General features: G+C 36.6%; 19 protein-coding genes and 1 pseudogene. 14 read left to right on the top strand and 6 right to left on the bottom strand.

The window, feature by feature from the left end:
- Positions 1 to 4 precede the first annotated feature (4 nt).
- A complete protein-coding gene (locus QNH20_RS21695) occupies positions 5 to 991 on the bottom strand; it encodes a potassium channel family protein (protein WP_283920012.1) in 987 nt (328 codons plus the stop codon).
- A 243-nt stretch (positions 992 to 1234) separates the two neighbouring features.
- On the opposite strand from QNH20_RS21695, the gene QNH20_RS21690 reads away from it, so the two are divergent.
- The 3 genes from QNH20_RS21690 (at position 1235) to QNH20_RS21680 (ending at position 4875) form a co-directional block, all read left to right on the top strand.
- Complete coding sequence (locus tag QNH20_RS21690) at positions 1235 to 2911, top strand: DUF6044 family protein (RefSeq protein WP_283920011.1); 1677 nt, start codon at positions 1235 to 1237, stop codon at positions 2909 to 2911.
- Positions 2912 to 2929: 18 nt separating this feature from the next.
- A complete protein-coding gene (locus tag QNH20_RS21685) occupies positions 2930 to 3970 on the top strand; it encodes a glycosyltransferase family 2 protein (protein ID WP_283920010.1) in 1041 nt (346 codons plus the stop codon).
- Between the two features lie 278 nt (positions 3971 to 4248).
- Positions 4249 to 4875: a LysE family transporter gene (locus QNH20_RS21680; RefSeq protein ID WP_283920009.1), complete on the top strand. Its 627-nt coding sequence runs from the start codon at positions 4249 to 4251 to the stop codon at positions 4873 to 4875.
- A 30-nt stretch (positions 4876 to 4905) separates the two neighbouring features.
- Here QNH20_RS21680 and QNH20_RS21675 read toward each other — a convergent pair whose 3' ends face one another.
- Together QNH20_RS21675 and QNH20_RS21670 are read right to left on the bottom strand one after the other, a co-directional pair.
- Positions 4906 to 6258: an amino acid permease gene (locus QNH20_RS21675; RefSeq protein WP_283920008.1), complete on the bottom strand. Its 1353-nt coding sequence runs from the start codon at positions 6256 to 6258 to the stop codon at positions 4906 to 4908.
- A 75-nt stretch (positions 6259 to 6333) separates the two neighbouring features.
- Positions 6334 to 6495, bottom strand: coding sequence for a hypothetical protein (locus tag QNH20_RS21670; RefSeq protein WP_283920007.1), 162 nt, complete (start codon positions 6493 to 6495; stop codon positions 6334 to 6336).
- 224 nt (positions 6496 to 6719) lie between these two features.
- On the opposite strand from QNH20_RS21670, the gene QNH20_RS21665 reads away from it, so the two are divergent.
- Entirely contained in the window at positions 6720 to 7478 is a 759-nt protein-coding gene (locus QNH20_RS21665) for a yteA family sporulation protein (RefSeq protein WP_283920006.1), read from the top strand.
- 55 nt (positions 7479 to 7533) lie between these two features.
- Here the strand turns inward: QNH20_RS21665 and QNH20_RS21660 are convergent, their stop codons facing one another.
- On the bottom strand, positions 7534 to 7740 hold the full coding sequence (locus tag QNH20_RS21660; RefSeq protein WP_283920005.1) for a YozQ family protein: 207 nt from the start codon (positions 7738 to 7740) through the stop codon (positions 7534 to 7536).
- 91 nt (positions 7741 to 7831) lie between these two features.
- On the opposite strand from QNH20_RS21660, the gene QNH20_RS21655 reads away from it, so the two are divergent.
- The 6 genes and pseudogenes from QNH20_RS21655 (at position 7832) to QNH20_RS21635 (ending at position 11182) form a co-directional block, all read left to right on the top strand.
- Positions 7832 to 7969 (top strand): hypothetical protein, encoded by a 138-nt coding sequence (locus QNH20_RS21655; protein ID WP_283920004.1) that lies wholly within the window; start codon positions 7832 to 7834, stop codon positions 7967 to 7969.
- 110 nt (positions 7970 to 8079) lie between these two features.
- Complete coding sequence (locus QNH20_RS21650; RefSeq protein WP_283920003.1) at positions 8080 to 8988, top strand: cation diffusion facilitator family transporter; 909 nt, start codon at positions 8080 to 8082, stop codon at positions 8986 to 8988.
- Positions 8989 to 9238: 250 nt separating this feature from the next.
- Positions 9239 to 9403, top strand: a pseudogene (locus tag QNH20_RS27145) (helix-turn-helix domain-containing protein); the annotation flags it as partial.
- A gap of 12 nt (positions 9404 to 9415) precedes the next feature.
- A complete protein-coding gene (locus tag QNH20_RS21645) occupies positions 9416 to 10459 on the top strand; it encodes a tetratricopeptide repeat protein (protein ID WP_283920002.1) in 1044 nt (347 codons plus the stop codon).
- Between the two features lie 13 nt (positions 10460 to 10472).
- Positions 10473 to 10616 carry a hypothetical protein gene (locus tag QNH20_RS21640; protein WP_283920001.1) on the top strand — a complete coding sequence of 48 codons (144 nt, stop codon included), beginning with the start codon at positions 10473 to 10475 and terminating at the stop codon, positions 10614 to 10616.
- 170 nt (positions 10617 to 10786) lie between these two features.
- Complete coding sequence (locus QNH20_RS21635) at positions 10787 to 11182, top strand: cytosolic protein (protein WP_283920000.1); 396 nt, start codon at positions 10787 to 10789, stop codon at positions 11180 to 11182.
- Between the two features lie 205 nt (positions 11183 to 11387).
- Here QNH20_RS21635 and QNH20_RS21630 read toward each other — a convergent pair whose 3' ends face one another.
- Positions 11388 to 12029 (bottom strand): DUF2238 domain-containing protein, encoded by a 642-nt coding sequence (locus QNH20_RS21630; protein WP_283919999.1) that lies wholly within the window; start codon positions 12027 to 12029, stop codon positions 11388 to 11390.
- Between the two features lie 400 nt (positions 12030 to 12429).
- On the opposite strand from QNH20_RS21630, the gene QNH20_RS21625 reads away from it, so the two are divergent.
- Entirely contained in the window at positions 12430 to 13287 is an 858-nt protein-coding gene (locus QNH20_RS21625; RefSeq protein WP_283919998.1) for a metallophosphoesterase, read from the top strand.
- A 313-nt stretch (positions 13288 to 13600) separates the two neighbouring features.
- Here the strand turns inward: QNH20_RS21625 and QNH20_RS21620 are convergent, their stop codons facing one another.
- Entirely contained in the window at positions 13601 to 14164 is a 564-nt protein-coding gene (locus tag QNH20_RS21620; protein ID WP_283919997.1) for an NAD(P)/FAD-dependent oxidoreductase, read from the bottom strand.
- A 332-nt stretch (positions 14165 to 14496) separates the two neighbouring features.
- Between QNH20_RS21620 and QNH20_RS21615 the strand changes: the two genes are divergently transcribed.
- From QNH20_RS21615 to QNH20_RS21605, 3 genes are all read left to right on the top strand, one after another.
- A complete protein-coding gene (locus QNH20_RS21615) occupies positions 14497 to 16080 on the top strand; it encodes an ABC transporter substrate-binding protein (protein ID WP_283923470.1) in 1584 nt (527 codons plus the stop codon).
- 340 nt (positions 16081 to 16420) lie between these two features.
- Positions 16421 to 17377, top strand: a complete 957-nt coding sequence (locus tag QNH20_RS21610) for an ABC transporter permease (RefSeq protein ID WP_283919996.1) — start codon at positions 16421 to 16423, stop codon at positions 17375 to 17377.
- 27 nt (positions 17378 to 17404) lie between these two features.
- Entirely contained in the window at positions 17405 to 18235 is an 831-nt protein-coding gene (locus QNH20_RS21605) for an ABC transporter permease (protein WP_283923469.1), read from the top strand.
- The last annotated feature ends 12 nt before the right edge of the window (positions 18236 to 18247 follow it).

The raw sequence follows: 18247 nt of genomic DNA, 5'->3' as shown, positions 1-18247 counted from the left end.
AATCTTATTTAAAGGTAAGTAGTTGATCGTTTTCTTCAATTTTAAATGAGTGTGTGGGGTTAAGAATGGTTTCTTCCCCTCTTTTGATGCCAATCAATAGGAACCCCTTTATTATCAGTTCCTGGCATACTTCATTGAAGGTTCTACCAATATCATCTCTATTAGCAATAGAAGACGACAATCTGCTTTCCTGTAACTGATGGACAACGTTTGATAATAGTCCATCCCCATTGGAATGCAGGCTATTGATCATAAACACACTCGTCAATTTGTTGGATTGAATGACTTCGTCTGCACCAGCTCTTAGGGCATTTACTACTTGTTCAGCCGTTAATATTTCAACGATGCATTTAACCTTCGGGCATAGTCCTTTGATTGTCAGTAAGGTAAGGATACTATTCATATCGGCTTGAAGTTCATCGTTTCCCCGATCTGCGGTAATCAATACCTTCTCTGCTTTTTCAATATCACTTTTGATAATCGTTTCGTCAACATGGCCTTTTCCTTGAATAAAATGAACAAATCTCGAGTTTACCGGATTTGCTTCAAGTGTTTCATCAATTAAGACAATCATTTGTGGATTATTAACTTTTGTAAGCTTATTAATTAGCTCCTTTGACCTCTCATTCCAGCCGATGATGATGATATGGCCATTGCCTTTAAAAGGGATTCTTCCTTCGGAATAGGCATCCTGTTTTGTAACGGCTGCTGCTGCTAGCGTTCCAAAATAAGAGGAGACAAAGCCAACTCCAAGTAAGATTAATATTAATGCAGTAAGCCTTCCCAAAAAAGAATGTGGTACATAATCACCATATCCCACAGTGGAGGCCGTAATAATCGCCCACCAAATCCCGTCAAAAATGGTTGGAAAGGTTTCCGGCTCTAAAAAGTGAATAGAGATTCCGAATGACAAAAACACAAGCAATGCGATTAATAAGATTCGAACTAGAAGAGGCAACCGCAAAAAGCTGATATACACTCTATTCGGCACGACTATCACCTCTTTTCTGATACTACCTATTATTGACAAAAGAGCAAACTCCCATTATTTTTAAAGCATTTTTTTCGACTAAGCAATAAATAATCTTCCATATATTGTGAAAATGTACATAGTGGAAACTGTCTAGTTTTGTCGATACTCATTTTTTCCCATAAATAGGAATAATTTTTAGCTCAAAAGCAAAATGTAAAACAAAAGTGCTCTATAGAGAAAACGATTTTGAGGTGTAGAAGCGTGGTTATTGATACTAAAAAAGAGCGAAGATTGATCTTCTTCGCTTTAATTGTTCTAGCGATCTATCTTTCTCCGCTATTTATTCTGCAGGAAAATGCCCATATCCGAGTTCATGATAATTTGGACTCCAACTTGGCATGGTATAAGGTATTAGCAAAAAGCGAGGAAATGTTTGGAGCTGTAAATGGTGCTATTCCGCAAATCATCAATGGACAGCTGTCAAGAAATGCGTTTGGAACAGAATACAGTGTTATTGTCTGGTTATATGCTCTGTTTCCAACGATGACAGCCTATGCCTTTAGTCAAGCATTGACTAGAATAGTGGCTTTTTTCGGAATGTATTTACTTCTAAAAAAACATTTTCTTCCCGGTGAGAGGTGGCTGATATTACAAATTGGAGCCTCCCTTGCATTTGCGTTAACCCCATTTTGGCCGTCAGGGATGCTAAGCACGTTAGGAATGCCGCTCGCACTGTGGGCGTTTCTCAACATTCGTAATGGAGAGGGAACTTGGAAAGATTATCTAGCGCTGACGATCATCCCGTTATATGCGAGCATTGTCTTAGGATTTTTCTTTTTTCTAAGTGCCATGGGGATCGTTTGGCTATGGGATGTTTTGAGGGGAAAGGGCTGGAACCTTCGCTTTTTGTTGTCAATTGGTTATATGACAATTATTTTTGTGATGGTTGAGTACCGGCTCGTTTATTCTTTTTTGTTTTTTAAAGAACTAAATAGCCGTGATGAATACTTTCATGCGAATTTGCCTTTTTGGCGCTCGGTACGCCTTTTTATTAAAAACTATCTGCTTGGCCACACCCATGTGATGACTTTACATACCTTATTAATCGTACCCGCAACCTTCATTGCCATTTACTTTGTTTATACGAAAAAACTATGGCGGCAGGAAAAAATATTTGCTTTTTTATTTGGCCTAAATATTCTATTGTCGTTTTGGTATGCCTTTTGGTTTTATGAAGGCTGGCTGCCATTAACAAAGAAATTTCATTTTATGGATACCTTTAATTTTGCCCGCTACCATTTTTTGAGGCCGCTTGTGATTTATGCTAGCTTTGCCCTCGCTTTAAAAATAATATCACTGCAAGGAATAAACTGGGCAAAAATGGCGAAATGGATTATTGTTTTGCAAATTGTATTTTTGGGGTTATGGAATGACGAAATAATTTATAAAGATAAGCCAACCGTTCAAGAATTTTTCGCTGAGGATCTCTTCCATGAAATAAAGGAGCATATTGGCAAAAAACAGGAGGAATACAGGATTGCAAGTATTGGAATCCATCCAGCTGTCGCACAATACAATGGCTTCTACACTATTGATACCTATAATAATTTTTATCCATTAAGCTATAAACACCAATTTAGGAAAATAATTGAAAAGGAATTAGCTAAAAATAAAACTATTCGTAAATATTTTGATAAATGGGGCGGACGCTGTTATATTTTTACAGCACAGCTTGGAAAAAGATATATGATTAAAAAAGATTCCAAGCGCCATTTGAAAAATTTAGAACTAAATACGGATGTTTTTAAGGAAATGGGCGGCCGATATATTTTTTCGGCTATCCCAATTGACAATGCCGAGCAAAATCACCTAATGCTTGATAAAGTTTTCGTATCAAAAACAGCGGCATGGAAAATTTACTTATACAAGACATTGTAAACATCGGAGGTTTTAACAATGATGGAACCAGTCCTTACGATTGTTGTACCGTGCTATAACGAGGAAGAAGTTTTGCCGGAGACTATCGACCAGCTTCAGGAACTGTTAAAAGAGCTCATTATTGAAGCGCTTGTTTCAAAGCAAAGCAAAATCTTGTTTGTTGATGACGGAAGTAAGGATCGTACATGGGAATTGATTTACAAAGAAGGGCTGCGAAGCGAATATGTCCGCGGCTTAAAATTATCACGGAATGTCGGGCATCAAAATGCATTACTTGCTGGTTTATTTACAGCCAAAGAACGTTCAGATTGTGTAGTTTCAATTGATGCCGATCTGCAGGATGATATAATGGTTATCCGTGAGTTTATTATAAAATTTCATGCAGGCTATGAAATTGTTTATGGTGTCCGTAAAGGACGTGACACGGATACGGTGTTTAAAAGAGGCACGGCCCAGGCCTTTTACAAAGTAATGAAAAAATTGGGGGTAGACCTCGTCTATAATCATGCTGATTTTCGGCTAATGAGCAAAAGAGCAGTAGAAGAGCTGGAAAGATTTACAGAGGTCAATCTTTTTTTAAGGGGCATCGTACCTCTCCTTGGTTTTCGCTCAGATGTGGTCTATTATGACCGACTAGAAAGGCATGCGGGGGTTACAAAGTACCCTTTAAAAAAAATGCTCGCTTTTGCCTTTGATGGCATTACCTCCTTTTCCATCTCACCTATTCGGTTTGTTTTGATCACTGGGTTTGTTTCTTTCTTCATGAGTCTTGTTTTTGGCGGGTACTTTTTAGCACTTAAATTTTTTGGAAACACCGAGACGGGTTGGACGTCGTTGATTACTTCTATTTGGTTAATCGGAGGCCTGCAATTAATTGCAATCGGATTAATTGGTGAGTATGTTGGAAAAATTTATAAAGAGGCAAAACAGCGTCCCAAGTATATTGTCGATATTGATTCATTTAACCTGCCTATATCAAGGCACCATTTGCTTAATCAAACGCTTGAGGATCAGGGATTTAGCCTTGATTTTAGAAAAGTATCGGAAACAAACAAATAATTTTCTTGAGTTTTCCTAATCGGAAAGCTCTTTTTTATGGAAAATGGCAGAGTATGGCATAGTGGTATTTCCAATTCAAGCGAAAATATACAATTCTTTATTTTGAATAGGTGAAGTCTGGCTCTGCTCACACCACCTTTATTATGTTGAACTCGGTCTTTTAATGGGTTCTACGGTTAATAGTAGTGTAAACGAAATAAGTTTTAGTAGTACAACCCCCCCTTCCTGAATAGAAATGGATAGACAGGCACCTATTTATCGTTTGGGGAGAGATTGTGATGAATGTATTTCTAAGTTATATACTATTAGGATTGTCCCTTGCTGCTCCGATTGGGCCGGTTAATGCAGCTCAAATTGATAGGGGAATTAGAAATGGTTTTATGCACTCTTGGCTTATTGGGGTAGGAGCAGTTGTCGCCGACGGGATATATATGCTTATAGTTTACATTGGGGTTGTACAGTTTCTTGAAACGGCATTTATGCAAACCTTTCTCTGGTTTTTTGGCTGTTTTGTCCTGATGTATACTGGGATTGAAACCTTCATGAATGCCGGGAAAATTAATTTAGAGCATACCCGGGGCAAGGAACCCCTGATTAAATCGTTCTTTTCAGGTTTTTTGATGTCCATCTCCAATCCACTTACCATCCTTTTTTGGTTAGGTATTTATGGATCAGTTCTTGCTAAAACGGCTGCGACCTATGATAGCAGTCAATTGGTGCTTTATAGCAGTGCAATTTTTATTGGACTTTTGGTATGGGATATTGCCATGGCAGGAGTGGCAAGCAGTTCACGAAAATATTTAAACTCCCATTTGCTTGTAGGGATTTCACTTTTATCTGGACTTTCCTTGATTGGTTTTGGAATTTACTTTGGGATGCAGGCATTTCAAAATCTTTTTGGATAAAAAAATCCGGCAAAATTCACCGGATTTTTTTCATGCCGTCGGCCAAGGCTTAAGCACTTTAGGCTTTTTCTTTTTCCATTGAAAATTCATAATGAAGGTTATTATCCCGATGATGCCAAGAAAGGCTAAGCTAATAAAGAATCCCGGCCTGCTTGTATCATGAAAAAGTGTTCCAGTGACGGCAATTAAAATAAAAATGGCGCCGATGGAATACATCATTTTCTCCTTCAGTTTCAACTTTAAAATTTTTCTAGAAGAGGCTAGGATAAAGATCCAATTATACAGCAGCATTAATCCTGCTGCCGTTGTGATATACTCATAGATTCGGTTAGGCATTACCAATGCTGCCACGATTGAAGCTGTAATCCCGAGAATGGTAATTATTAAAGTCGGCAATGGAACCTTTAATTTCCCTTTTCTCGAAAAACTGGCTGGAGCGTCCCCTTCCTCCCCTAATGTAACAAGGACACTTGTTACCCCATATAGGGAAGCCGCCATAGTTGAAAAGCCGGCAATGATTAAAGCTGCATTAAAAATATGGGGGACGAAGGAAAGATTGTAGGCATCTAATGCAATCACAAACGGGCTTTCTTTTGCATTGAAAGTATGCCAAGATACCATCATGACAGCCAAACCAATCGAAAGTACGTAAATAAATGCCAGCAAAAACAGCATAACCTTTCCTGCTTTTGGTGCTTCTTTTGGATCCTTTAATTTCGTTGCCATTAATCCTAATATTTCGATTCCCCCAAAGGCATAGAAGGCAAAAATAACTGCGGACCATAACCCTTTTATTCCACCTGGAATTAATTCCTTTTTGCTGTTAGGGTATTGAATCGGCCGGTCGCCATCAATGATACCAAAAATGGCTAAAGCAGCAATAATAATAAACATTAATATCGCAGAGATCTTTAATATGGCGAGAATATTTTCCATCTTGTTTAGAAGATTTACCCCGATGAGAATAACGGCTAATCCCAGAACACCATAGATTGTGGCAAATATCCATAAAGGGACTTTTGGAAACCAGAAACGTGAAAAAATCGAGAGCGCCGTCATCTGACTGCCCATAATGAGAACCTCTGAGCACCAATAGACCCACCCGCTGCTGAAGCCTGCCCAACGCCCATAAGCCTTTTTTGCATACGATCGAAAACCGCCTGCCAGCGGTTCCTGGGAAGTCATTTTGGAAAGGGCATCGAATACAAAATAGGTTCCAATGGCAGCGATTAAAAACGCAATTAAAATGGCTGGGCCTGTCATTTTTATCGCTAAACTTGAGCCAAGGAAAAAACCAGTGCCAATTGTGCAGCCAACGCCAAATAAAGAAAGCTGCCACCATTTCATGTTTTTTTCCTCTGCACCGGATTTTGCTTTGCTCATAGATATTCTCCTTTATCTTATCTCATTTAAAAAGGGTAAGGTAAAAATTGGCCCCAACCCTTTTATTTCACCAAGTTATAATTCACGTCCAGTTGCCCCGGGAGATTTATCGGTATTATCCTGGTTGTTATACTCTGGATCATTCAGCCCAGGCTTTTGCTTCCCGCCGCTTCCTATATATTCAGCAGGATGTTCGCGCTGTTCTTTTCTAAACTTTTCAAAGTTTTCATTAACCATATTATCGCCTCATTTCTATTCATCATGAATATTCTTAAGATACACGCCTGACCAATTCTTATTCAGTTTCTAAAGGCCGTGTAGGATAGGATTTTTTTGGAATTGAATTTTTTTACATAATCAAACGCGAAACAAATGAAAATATATATGTAATGATAAAAATAGAAAACATAAATGGTGATATAGATTACAATTGCGCTTTTTATTGGAAAGGGGTTTAAACCATGTTATCGACACAGCAGTTAGCTGAGTTACGGTTACAATTGTTGCAGGAAAAAGGTGAAGTGGAGGAACGTTTAGAACAAAATGACCATTTTGGGTTAGAACGAGGACATTCTCATGAATCGATGGGTGAATTATCGAGCTATGATAACCATCCAGCTGATGACGCAACTGAATTATATGAACGTGAAAAGGATATAGCTTTAAATGAACATTATGAATTGCAGCTTAGTAACATAAACAGGGCATTAGAAGCGATGGAAAACGGAACATACGGAAAGTGTGAGGTGTGTGGCAAGGAAATTCCGTTTGAGCGTTTAGAGGCTCTGCCAAACACTACCTATTGCATTGAACATAGCCCGGATCAAATTACATCACACAATCGTCCAGTTGAAGAGGGGGTATTGATGCCGCCTTTTGGGAAATTTGATATGGACGAAAAGGATGAGAATGTTGCTTTTGATTCCGAAGATTCCTGGCAGACCGTGGCCGCATGGGGAACATCTGAAACACCATCGGATTTAGCCTTTTCACAGGATGATTATCAAGATATGTATACTGAAGCAGATGAAAATATCGGTTACGTTGAGGACTTTGAAAATTTTGTTGGCAATGATATGTATGGAATGAATATCAAGGTTTATCCAAATCCACAGCATGAACAGTATGAGGATGCTCTAGATGATGAAGGAATTATGACAAGCTTTGGGGATTTGCCCGCCTTTGAACATGACGCTTACGTTGATCATGATGATAAATGATATTAAAAAAATGAAAACAGCTTTCGGTTGAGAGCTGTTTTCTAATGAGTTTACCTTATTCGTAGCCTTTTTGTGGAATCGGAATATCTTTTCCGTTTGCATCATCAATGACTGCGCCTATTTCCCCTTCTGTAAACGTGTCGCTAACCTGCTCATGTGTGGTCGCAAGTCCAGAGGATAGGGTGTCCTTTTCTTGATAATAGCTTGGATGATAAAAACTTCCGGCAATTTCTTTTTTTGGATTTGCTTTCTTATTGTCCATCAAATAATCCTCCTTTTTCATATGAATACTACAACGGTATTTTTTCTTATTTTTAAATAATTACTCCTAGAAATTGAAAGGTGATATGTTTATGAATCGAAAAAGTGAATTTCCTACCCGAGAAGAATTAGATGAAGCATTCCATTATCTTCATGACCAAATTAATAGGATTTCAGTTGTGGAAGAAGTAGAAATGAGGAAAAGGGACAACGAAAGGCATGAAGAATGATGAATTTTTTGTGTGATCTTAACAATGCTTAGACGGTGCAAGACTTTTTTTCTAGTCTCATCAAGTTCTGGTTTGCAATAATTTCTAAAGGGATTCAAAGGTGGTTTACAATGGAAATGAGAGAAACGCTGGCTAAAAAAGTGGCCTGGATTAGTGTAATCAGTAACATAGTCCTTACATTAGGGAAAATTATCATTGGTTGGTATGGGCGGAGTGATGCAGTATTCGCTGACGGGATCCATTCTGCTGCCGATGTTTTCGCCTCTGTCATTGTTTTGTTGGTAATAAAAATTTCTAACAAGCCGGCTGATAAAGAACATCCATATGGACATGGAAAGGCAGAGGTAATCGTTTCTGAAATTATTGGCATTCTACTTTTACTTGTTGCCATTTATGTTGCGTATGAAGGGATTAGTGGTTTCTTTCATGATGTGGAACCGCCCAGTTTCTTAGCAATGTGGGTCGCACTCATTTCGTATATCACCAAGATTATTTTATACCGAAGCTCTTTACGGGTGGCTAAAGAGAATCAAAGTAAGGCGATTGAAGCAATTGCTTACGATCATAAAGCAGATATTGTCGCATCCATCGCCGCTGCTATTGGGGTACTGATTTCAATTGTTGGGGAACGGTTTGATATCGATCTCTTGCTATACGGGGATAAGGCTGCGAGTATTTTTGTCGCCTATTTAATTTTTAAAATTGCAAAGGAAATGCTTACAGAGGCATTTGACATCTTACTTGAGCGGAATATTAATACAGACATACTGCAGGAATACATTGCCGTTGTCAACGAATTTCAAGATGTAAAACGGATTGACCGGATAAGGGCAAGAGAGCATGGTCATTATGTATTGGTTGACTTACGCGTTTCCATCGACCATTTTAAAACGATTAAAGAGGGACATGATCTGGCAAAATCCATCAAACAAAAACTAATGGATAAATATGATAATATCCATGAAGTATTAATTCATTTAAATCCTTATTTCTCAGATGAGACAAATAATAAATTTTAGACGAAGCATGAAGCGACTGACTAAAAAATATTAAATATAAAAATTTTTTTAGGGAAAATAGAGTAGTGAACTATTCTAAATCTAATAAATATAAAAATTTTCCCAAGTTTTTATAGTAATTAAATTGTCATTTTGACTTAACTTTTTGAGTAAATTAGTATCTAAGAACATGAAAAATATTCTGAAAATATTGTAAAAAATATTTAATGTAGTAAAATGGTAAAAAAAGAAAGGCGAGCTGGGTGACAATATGGAATTCGGAGCCTTAATTAAATTCTATCGAACACAAAGAGGAATGACACAGGCGGAGCTTGCGAAAGGTATATGCTCTGTCCCGCATTTAAGCAAAATTGAGAATAACTCAAAGGAAGCGAATGTTGATACCATTTCGCTTTTACTGGAACGGCTAAATATAAGCATAGAAGAAATGGAAGAAAAAGAGGAACAGATTAAATGCATAGTAAGAGAACTAAACGGTAAAATCATTTTTTATCTGAAGGATGAGATAGATGAAACCTATCAAAAATTAAAGAATATAGAACACCTCATCCCTTTCTCCAAGCATTTATATATTTGCGAGTTATACAAATATAGGTACCTATTATTCAAAGGTTTATTTGAAGAAGCAGAGGCTCAAAGAGATTTATTATATAAGCAAAAGAAAAATTTTTCCCAACATGAGAACTATTTATTTCGTTATTATAATGCGATATTCTTAATCATAAAAGGTCAGTATAAAAATGCCGATGACATACTAGATACTTTGTATACAGAAAATGATCATGAAACTACAAGTGGAGAATTCCTTTATCATCGAGCACTTGTAAAAAGTTTTCTTGAACAATCGGGTCATGCTATTCATTTTGGTAACATGGCACTGCAAATATTTATGAACCAGCATAACTTCATTCGTATTCTCAATACACTAATGTTGTTAGGGATCAATTACACTCATTCTAATATTTATGAAGAAGCTCAAGGATGTTTTCAACACCTAATTCGCAATGCAGAATTATTAAAGGAAGAAAAAATGCTTCCACAAATTTACCATAACATGGGCTTTTTGCAAAACAAAATGAAAAATGTTAAGGAAGCACTATATTATTATGAAAAAAGTTTAGAGCTTCAACCTAAATTAACTCAACACTATCTTGTAACTTTATATTCTATTGGAGAAATACATTATTCGCTTAAATCAATCGATAAAGCAAGAGAATGTTTTCAAGAAGTTAATTCATTGTCAAAAGAACTAGGTGTTAAAAAGTTTAGGCTTTTAGCTGATTTTTACCTGCTCCATATGGTCTCACCGGTCAAAGCGTATAAATATTTAGAGTCAAAAGTAATTCCCTATCTTGAAGAGACAAATGAGCATGCTGACGACCTTGGCCGATTTTATAAAATGCTTGCAGATTATTACAATCAAAAGGGAATTGTGATCGATGCAGTAAAATATTTAAATAAATTAATTTAGGGGGTAAATGTTTATGAAAAAGTTTGCTTTACTATTATTTTCAATCTCATTGCTCACTCTTATTACGTCAACAAAGGATGTTGAGAAGCAAAGGTCCCACACAGACGTAGCGTATTCTCAAACAGACGATTATCCAATTCATCCGCCAGTAGGATGATGGCAAAAAAATCCCTGATATTATTTTATCAGGGGTTTTTTTGTTCTTTAGAATATAAATTATCCGTTCCTTAAAGGAATAATATTTTATAAAACGAATGAAACCAAGATAATAATGGATATCCTAATGACATGTGTTGTTAATTTCGGTTGAGATTTAAGGAGGATATCATGAAATCATTTGTCGTAGGTTTTCATCAAGAAGATAATGTAGATAGTATGCAGATTCAAAAACTTAATCAGGAGGAGTTTGAAAAGGCAACGGAAGGCGGAACGAGACATCTATTTGAGCTTGACACCAATATTGGCTTTTTTGTCTTTTTCGATGCAGTGGATGCGGATGGGGATCTCTCCTATATGGTCTTGCAATATGAAGAAGACAATGAAGAACCGGTTGCCTGTTATTCCTTCCAACTGAAGGATTTTTACGAATTTATGGCTCTATTCCTAAATGATCTGGAATTTAATGAGGAAACAAACGAAGAGGACGAAGAATATGGCCCGATTCATCATCTAGCCCACTTGCTGTTCCATATAGTTGAAGCAGGTGAGGAACTTGAGGTATAGAAATTGGTCATTTGTTGTGAAAACCTGCTGATTTTTCGTTAAATGAATACAATATTCAAATCAAAGGAAAAGGACACCTGATTTGGCGTCCTTTTCACTTTTTTAAGCAAATATTTCCTAATATCTTCTCGATAAAAACCCTGCTAAAGAGTTTTAAATATAATTATTGCCGATAACAAGTCTTCTTGTAGTGTAAAAAAGTTGTTTAGCAGTCGGAATTAACTTTTCCTAATTCTGTTCGCAACAATCTATTATGCAGTTTAGAAAGGAGAAGTAATGCAATGATTGTACCAGTTAAGGTTAATAACATATCCCATTGTGCATCCCATATATCGCCTTGGTTCCCAAGAAAGTTTTTAGCAGTTTTTCCTCCCTTGCCTATAATAAAACTTATCCATTCAATAATTTCATACATAGCAGAGATAGCAAGAGAAATACTTGTAACAATCCAAAATAACCAGGTCCCTTTTGTTAAAAGAGTTTTCCTTAATAATAATTCTCTTATTACAATGCTAAACATCCCTTTTAAAAAATGTCCAAATCGATCATAGTGATTCCTTTTTAAATCAAAAGTATCTTTTATCCAATTAAATAGAGGGACCTTTGAATAGGTGTAATGGCCGCCGACAAACATTAAAATAGCCATAATAGCAATTATTACGTAAGAGAGGGTAGTGAGACGAAACTTTTTGTATGTTGATAGTGCGAAAATTAAAACGATAAGGGCAGGAGTGACTTCTAATGCCCATGACAAATAGCTGGAAGGCTTGATAATTGACCAAATAAAAACGGCGATAACAACCAGTAATAAAGAAACATGAATCGTTACGACACTCTTTCTTTTCATCTTATATCACCCCTAAATGCTTTACACCAATGAATTATAAGGAAGCTGAAAAATACAGTTCATTATACAAAAAACTTTTTAATTCTTCCTTAGAATCTGGCATTGGAATTCTTCCTACGAAAAGTAATTTAGCTACTCTTTTTCTTATTAAATGGTTCCTTTTTTCTAAAACAATTAATTTTAGATTAAGAAGAAAGCAGACTTTTTATGCCCTTTAAATTAGATTTCAATGAAGGTAAAAATTAGTAATAATAATAAACTTTGTTAGAGTAAAAGATAAACTTTTAACCATTTATAGTAAATATACATAATGGGTAATCATTTTTCATTTTCCTCCATTAATTCCCGCTAATATTTCTTTTTCGGTTTCTTTATAATAGGATGCGAGGAGGAGGTTTATATGAAATTCTTTTTTATTCTTGTATTTTTAGGTTTTTTGCTCCTTTTCTATAGGGCATACAAAAATACTCATAGATTTGCTTTAAATAAAGTTAATTTATCTAATATAGATTCTGATCAGCCTCAAGGACCTCTTTTAAATATTTTGCAAATCTCAGATATGCATTTAGAAAAGATTTCTGTTTCTCCCGAACAACTTTACAACAAGCTGGCAGGTGAGAAAATTGATTTAGTCGCTTTAACGGGGGACTTTCTTGATAAAAAACGCAGTATTCCAAAGCTAATTCCTTATTTAAACGTTTTTAAAAGGTTAAATCCGCGCTATGGCATTTATGCCGTATTTGGAAATCATGACTATAAATTAAAACAAAAGGACTTTGATTTTTTAAGAAATACATTGGAACTACATGGATGTAAGACTTTTCAAAATGAAAATGAGACAATTATTGTCGAAGGAAAACCGGTGCATATTATTGGTATTGATGATTTACATTCAAAAAGAAGCAACTTGCAATCATCATTCTCTGGCTTAAAGGACGGATATCATTTAGTTTTAACTCATGACCCAAACATCGTTCTCAACATGAAGGATTGGTATTTCGATTATCTGTTATCAGGCCATTTCCATGGTGGTCAAATATACTGGCCTAAACCGTATCATCTTGCAAAATTGGGAAGGAAGATGATTCGGATGAATATGATTAAAGGGCTGCATTATTATGAGGATAAACCTTTTTATATAAGTGAAGGGTTAGGACAAACGGGTATTAATATCAGACTAGGCAGTTGTCCGGAAATAACACTGCACCAACTTTCTTTAAACAAAGTACAAGATAAAGAGATTCAGGCTGCAATTTAACGTCAGAGTCAATGTGTTTTTAATCAATATAAAAAAAGGCTGTTGACACCACGTTTTCAACAGCCTTTTCATATTAATATGCGTTCCTTAATGACTTTGCCGCACCAACTTGTTAGTCTTGTTCTACCGCTAGCTAGGAATGGATGGAGTGAATAGGGGAAAACGAGTAAAAAGTATAAAAACGTCTTTACTTTATCAAGACCAAATTAATAAAAAAATAAAAATTAAAGACTCCAACGTATTTAATCTAAAGCCCCAAAAGAGGGACTCAATTTAGAGTCCCCCTAAGTTTTTATGAATGTTCAATTCTCTATTAGGCTTTTAAAATATCGTGGTCAACGTAGCGTTCGCCGTTTATTTCACTAATAACATTGATGGCAACTTTTGCGCCGTCCCCAGCCGTAATGATTGTATGCATGCTCACCCCAGCGATGGTTCCAGCTGCCCAAATTCCTTCAATATTCGTTTTTCCTGCCGTATCGACATCAAGTATGGTTTTAATTCTCGGTTCTGTGCCAGGCTTAGTTGTCAGGCCGATTTTTTCAGCAAGATCTGCCATCATGCCAGTTGCCATAATGACGTGCTTTGCCTCATATTCAGATTGATCGGTTTCAACCTTAAATCCATTGTCTGTTTTGCTAACATTTGTAACAGAAGCTTGGACCATTTCAGCGCCAAATTTACTAGCTTGTTTTTTGCCATTTTCAATAAGGTCTGGACCGCTTATTTCTAATACACCATAATGATTTTCAATCCAAGCTCTTTTTGTAACACTCTTGTCATTATCAATTACCAATGTTTTCTTTCCCGCTTTCGCTGTAAATAAGGCAGCACTTGCACCAGTTGGTCCAGCTCCAATAACTACAACATCAAACATCAATAATCCCTCCAGATCATATGTTATTACAGTATCATCGTAGCTTAACAGAAATTGAATGTAAAATGAATTGCTTATTTCGAGATTTAAGAAATACGAAGTATTAATGGAATGGAGGTGCCTGCCAACATGATTCCTACAGCTAATAAATAGAATCATTTTTATATTCTGTATTCTTTTTTGCGAAAGATTTATATTTACGCTGATTATATTATCATGTAAAATAACATCTGTAAAACATATAAGAATAGTAGGAAATAAAGACATAACTTCGGTACCTATTATTCTCATGATTTTACATAACAACATCTGATTGGGGGATTTATAAGGTGATGCGTAAAAATGTTACTATATTTGCAGCTCTTTTTTTAAGTATGTTTTTAGTACTTGCAGGCTGTTCTTCAAAATCAACGGACAAGGCAAGTTCCAAAAATAAAACTGAGGGAACGAATAAACCGGATACTTTTATTTATGGTATTGACGGAGATCCTGGAAACGCAGTTAACGTAATTACCACTGGTGACCGTTTTGGTTTAATGGAAATCAAAACAGTATACTCTCCATTATATATGTACAATGGGAAGGACGATATCAAGTACTTTTTAGCGGAAAGCATGACGCCATCTGACGATTTCTTAACTTATACAGCAAAATTAAGAAAAGACGTGAAGTGGCATGATGGCCAGCCGTTTACTGCCGATGATGTTGTTTTCACCTATGAGCAAATGTTAAAAGAAGAAAATGGCGGCTGGGCAAGAAGCCAGCTTATATTTAATAATCAGCCAGTTAAGGTTGAAAAAGTAGATGACTATACCGTGAAATTCACCCTTCCAACCGTTAGTATGGGTGCAATTGAGGCATTAGGTAACATCTTTATCATGCCAAAACATGTTTATGAAGGCGAAACGAATATTGCTAATAGCCCTAAAAATGCAGCGCCAGTTGGTACTGGACCATACAAGTTGAAAGAATACAAGGCTGGGGAAAGTGTTACATTTGAAAAGAATGATGATTATTTCCTAGGTGCCCCGAAAATTTCAAAGGTTGTTTACCGTATTATTATGGATGCAAATACTGCGACAATGGCACTTCAAAAGGGAGAAATCAATGCACTTGTGGTTCAGCCTTCAGATGCCAGCAAATTTAAAGGGAACTCTAATGTCACTTTAAAAGAATATGAAGAAGGACGAATCGGTTATTTAGCCTTTAACCTTAGCTCAAATTCTGTTCAGTCAAAAGATGTAAGAAAGGCCATTGCATATGGATTAAATCGTGATGAAATCAATATAGCAAGCTATGTATCAACTGATTATTCCAAACCTGCCTATTCTTTCTTGCCTAAAAAAGCAACATATTTCACAGATGATGTCGAAAAACATAAATTTAATACGAAAAAAGCTAAGGAGTTATTAGCCAAAGCAGGCGTGTCTGATTTAAAATTAAAACTTGCCTTTACTGCGAATAATCCAATCCAGCAAAAGCAAGCTGCTGTCATTCAGCAAAACCTAAAGGCAGCAGGCATATCGGTTGAACTAGTGGGAATGGATGCAACAGCATTAAACCAAAAAATGCAAAGCGTGCATTCTGATTTTGATATGTATCTTGGCGGATACATCATGGGAATTGATCCAGACACCTTTAATTCCTTATTTGTAACCAATGGTGAAGCAAACTACATGTATTATAGTAATCCAAAAGTGGATGAATTATTTAATCAAGGCCGTGTTGAGAAAGATGACGCAAAACGAAAAGCTATATATGAAGAAATTCAGAAGATTGTTATCGACGATGCCGCGTTCTATCCACTGATGGAAAACAAGCGTATTTTAGCGATTGATTCTAGAATCAAAGGTATTGATGAAGCGGGTTTAGTACCAGTTTATACGTTTGAGGATATGTCGAAGCTTTCTTATTAATATCAATAGTTGGATGAATAGTTAAAATAAAGATAAACAGGACGCTGTTTATCTTTATTTTTTCAGTATAAAAGTAATAGAATAATAGAGTTAATAGGTTAAAGTATCGTTTTCTATTGGGTTCTGTCTTTGTGGAAAAGGGGAGAGCGCCGGAATAATGAATCAGTTTATCTTGTCTATGCGAAAAAATAGTTGCCATTTTGGATTTAGTGAAACTTATCTTTGCTCACACCGCCTTTATTATGTTGATGCATGCTTGTAATCAGTTCATTTTCATGCTTTAGTAGGGAGCTAAAACTCATGATTGTTTTTTCAGGATACGTAAGGAGTGGGATTATTTTTGTTAAAGTATATTTTTAAAAGGGTTTTACAGGCAATACCTTTGCTATTTATTATTTCGATTATTTGCTTTACACTCATTCAACTGGCTCCATACGATGCAGTGGATGCAATGACAACACCAAATATGTCAAAAGAAACAATAGAGTTAATAAAAGCAAGAAATGGATTGGATCAGCCTGCCTATATTCAATATCTTTATTGGGTTAAAGGGATCTTGGGCGGTGAATGGGGATATTCTATTGTGACACATGAAAGTATTACAAAGGATCTTTCAGTGAGAATACCAAATACCATTCTTCTGGTTCTACCTGCATACCTGCTTGCCTTATTTTTATCGATTTTTCTTGGCCTTATTGCTGGGGCAAATAAAGGAAAATGGGCAGATAAAATCATTGATGGCTTAAGTTCATTTGGGATTGCCATTCCTAGCTTTTGGATGGCGATGATTCTTGTGTTTATTTTTGGCTATCAATTAAATATATTTCCAATCCTTGGCATGCATACGATCGGAAATGAAGACTCGTTTTCTGATCTTCTTAGTCATATGGTCCTTCCGTGTACCGTCTTAACGCTTTCATTCATGCCGGAATTGGTTCGCTATGTACGATCATCTACAATTGGCCAGCTTTCTGAAGATTATGTGATGGTCCAACAGGCATACGGGGCAGCTTCTTCTTGGATTTTATTTCAGCATGTCCTAAGAAATGTTCTGCTGCCTATTATTACGATTGTCGGGATGAGTCTGCCGATGCTGGTAACAGGAGCTGTCGTAACAGAGACTGTTTTTGGCTGGCCGGGAATCGGTACTTATTTTGTTAAAGCCATTCAAGGATTTGATTATCCTGTTGTGATGGCAATTATGCTCCTTTCTTCAAGCCTAGTGATCATCGGCAATTTAGCATCTGATCTTTTATATAGCATCGTTGACCCGCGAATTAAGGGAATGGGGGAATAGAAATTGGCCGGTAAAAAAAATAGAAGAATGCAGCAATTAAAAAAAGAAATTAAACGTAATAAAACGGCGGCCATTGCTCTCATTTTTTTAATGTTTATCATGTTAGTGTCGATTTTCGCCTTTTTGTCACCGTATCCGCCAGATAAGGTGGATGTCATGAATGGTCTCCAAGGCCCAAGTGCAAAGCATTGGTTTGGCACAGATGAGCTTGGAAGAGATTATCTAACCCGAGCATTATATGGAGGGCGGATCTCCCTCGCTGTAGGAATTTTAGCCATGCTTATTTCGACTTGTATTGGCGTGTTAGTGGGAACGATAAGCGGTTATTTCGGAGGAAAGGTTGACAATTTTTTAATGAGGACAGTTGATGTGATTTCCTCGATCCCATGGATGATCCTTGTGACGGTTGTCAGTATTTATCTTACCCCTGGTTTAAAGGCAATTGTGCTCGTTATCGGTCTTTTCACTTGGATGAGTACAGCTAGGTTAGTAAGGGCCGAAACACTTTCCATCAAAGAAAGAGAGTATGTTTTATATGCTAAATCCTCGGGCCAATCGCTGAAAAAAGTTATCTTGAAGCATGTTATTCCAGCCGTTTTTCCAACATTCATTGTTGCATCAACTGTTAGTATTGCCAATGCCATTTTAATGGAATCAGCTTTAAGTTTTCTTGGTCTGGGAATTCAGCAGCCATTATCTTCCTGGGGAAGTATGCTGCAGACTGCTCAAGGAAACTTAGCGAACGCCCCCTATATGGCGATTTTACCTGGACTTCTTATCGTCCTTACAGTTTATTCCTTTAATAAGCTTGGTGACTTGCTGAGGGCAGTGGTCGAGCCGAAAACAAGCGGGAAATAAAAGGAGGTTATC

It is taken from the genome of Neobacillus sp. WH10 (genome assembly GCF_030123405.1).
Taxonomy (GTDB): Bacteria; Bacillota; Bacilli; order Bacillales; family Cytobacillaceae; genus Neobacillus.
The sequence above is the reverse complement of the archived record's forward strand: the minus strand, read 5'-3'. Positions and strand labels throughout refer to the sequence as shown.

Bases quoted from the DNA above. Each gene is read 5' to 3' on its own strand.
- QNH20_RS21685 (WP_283920010.1), top strand. From the start codon at position 2,930: ATGATGGAACCAGTCCTTACGATTGTTGTACCGTGCTATAACGAGGAA.
- QNH20_RS21680 (WP_283920009.1), top strand. From the start codon at position 4,249: ATGAATGTATTTCTAAGTTATATACTATTAGGATTGTCCCTTGCTGCT.
- QNH20_RS21675 (WP_283920008.1), bottom strand. From the start codon at position 6,258: ATGAGCAAAGCAAAATCCGGTGCAGAGGAAAAAAACATGAAATGGTGG.
- QNH20_RS21670 (WP_283920007.1), bottom strand. From the start codon at position 6,495: ATGGTTAATGAAAACTTTGAAAAGTTTAGAAAAGAACAGCGCGAACAT.
- QNH20_RS21665 (WP_283920006.1), top strand. From the start codon at position 6,720: ATGTTATCGACACAGCAGTTAGCTGAGTTACGGTTACAATTGTTGCAG.
- QNH20_RS21660 (WP_283920005.1), bottom strand. From the start codon at position 7,740: ATGGACAATAAGAAAGCAAATCCAAAAAAAGAAATTGCCGGAAGTTTT.
- QNH20_RS21655 (WP_283920004.1), top strand. From the start codon at position 7,832: ATGAATCGAAAAAGTGAATTTCCTACCCGAGAAGAATTAGATGAAGCA.
- QNH20_RS21650 (WP_283920003.1), top strand. From the start codon at position 8,080: ATGGAAATGAGAGAAACGCTGGCTAAAAAAGTGGCCTGGATTAGTGTA.
- QNH20_RS21645 (WP_283920002.1), top strand. From the start codon at position 9,416: ATGGAAGAAAAAGAGGAACAGATTAAATGCATAGTAAGAGAACTAAAC.
- QNH20_RS21640 (WP_283920001.1), top strand. From the start codon at position 10,473: ATGAAAAAGTTTGCTTTACTATTATTTTCAATCTCATTGCTCACTCTT.
- QNH20_RS21635 (WP_283920000.1), top strand. From the start codon at position 10,787: ATGAAATCATTTGTCGTAGGTTTTCATCAAGAAGATAATGTAGATAGT.
- QNH20_RS21630 (WP_283919999.1), bottom strand. From the start codon at position 12,029: ATGAAAAGAAAGAGTGTCGTAACGATTCATGTTTCTTTATTACTGGTT.
- QNH20_RS21625 (WP_283919998.1), top strand. From the start codon at position 12,430: ATGAAATTCTTTTTTATTCTTGTATTTTTAGGTTTTTTGCTCCTTTTC.
- QNH20_RS21620 (WP_283919997.1), bottom strand. From the start codon at position 14,164: ATGTTTGATGTTGTAGTTATTGGAGCTGGACCAACTGGTGCAAGTGCT.
- QNH20_RS21615 (WP_283923470.1), top strand. From the start codon at position 14,497: ATGCGTAAAAATGTTACTATATTTGCAGCTCTTTTTTTAAGTATGTTT.
- QNH20_RS21605 (WP_283923469.1), top strand. From the start codon at position 17,405: ATGCAGCAATTAAAAAAAGAAATTAAACGTAATAAAACGGCGGCCATT.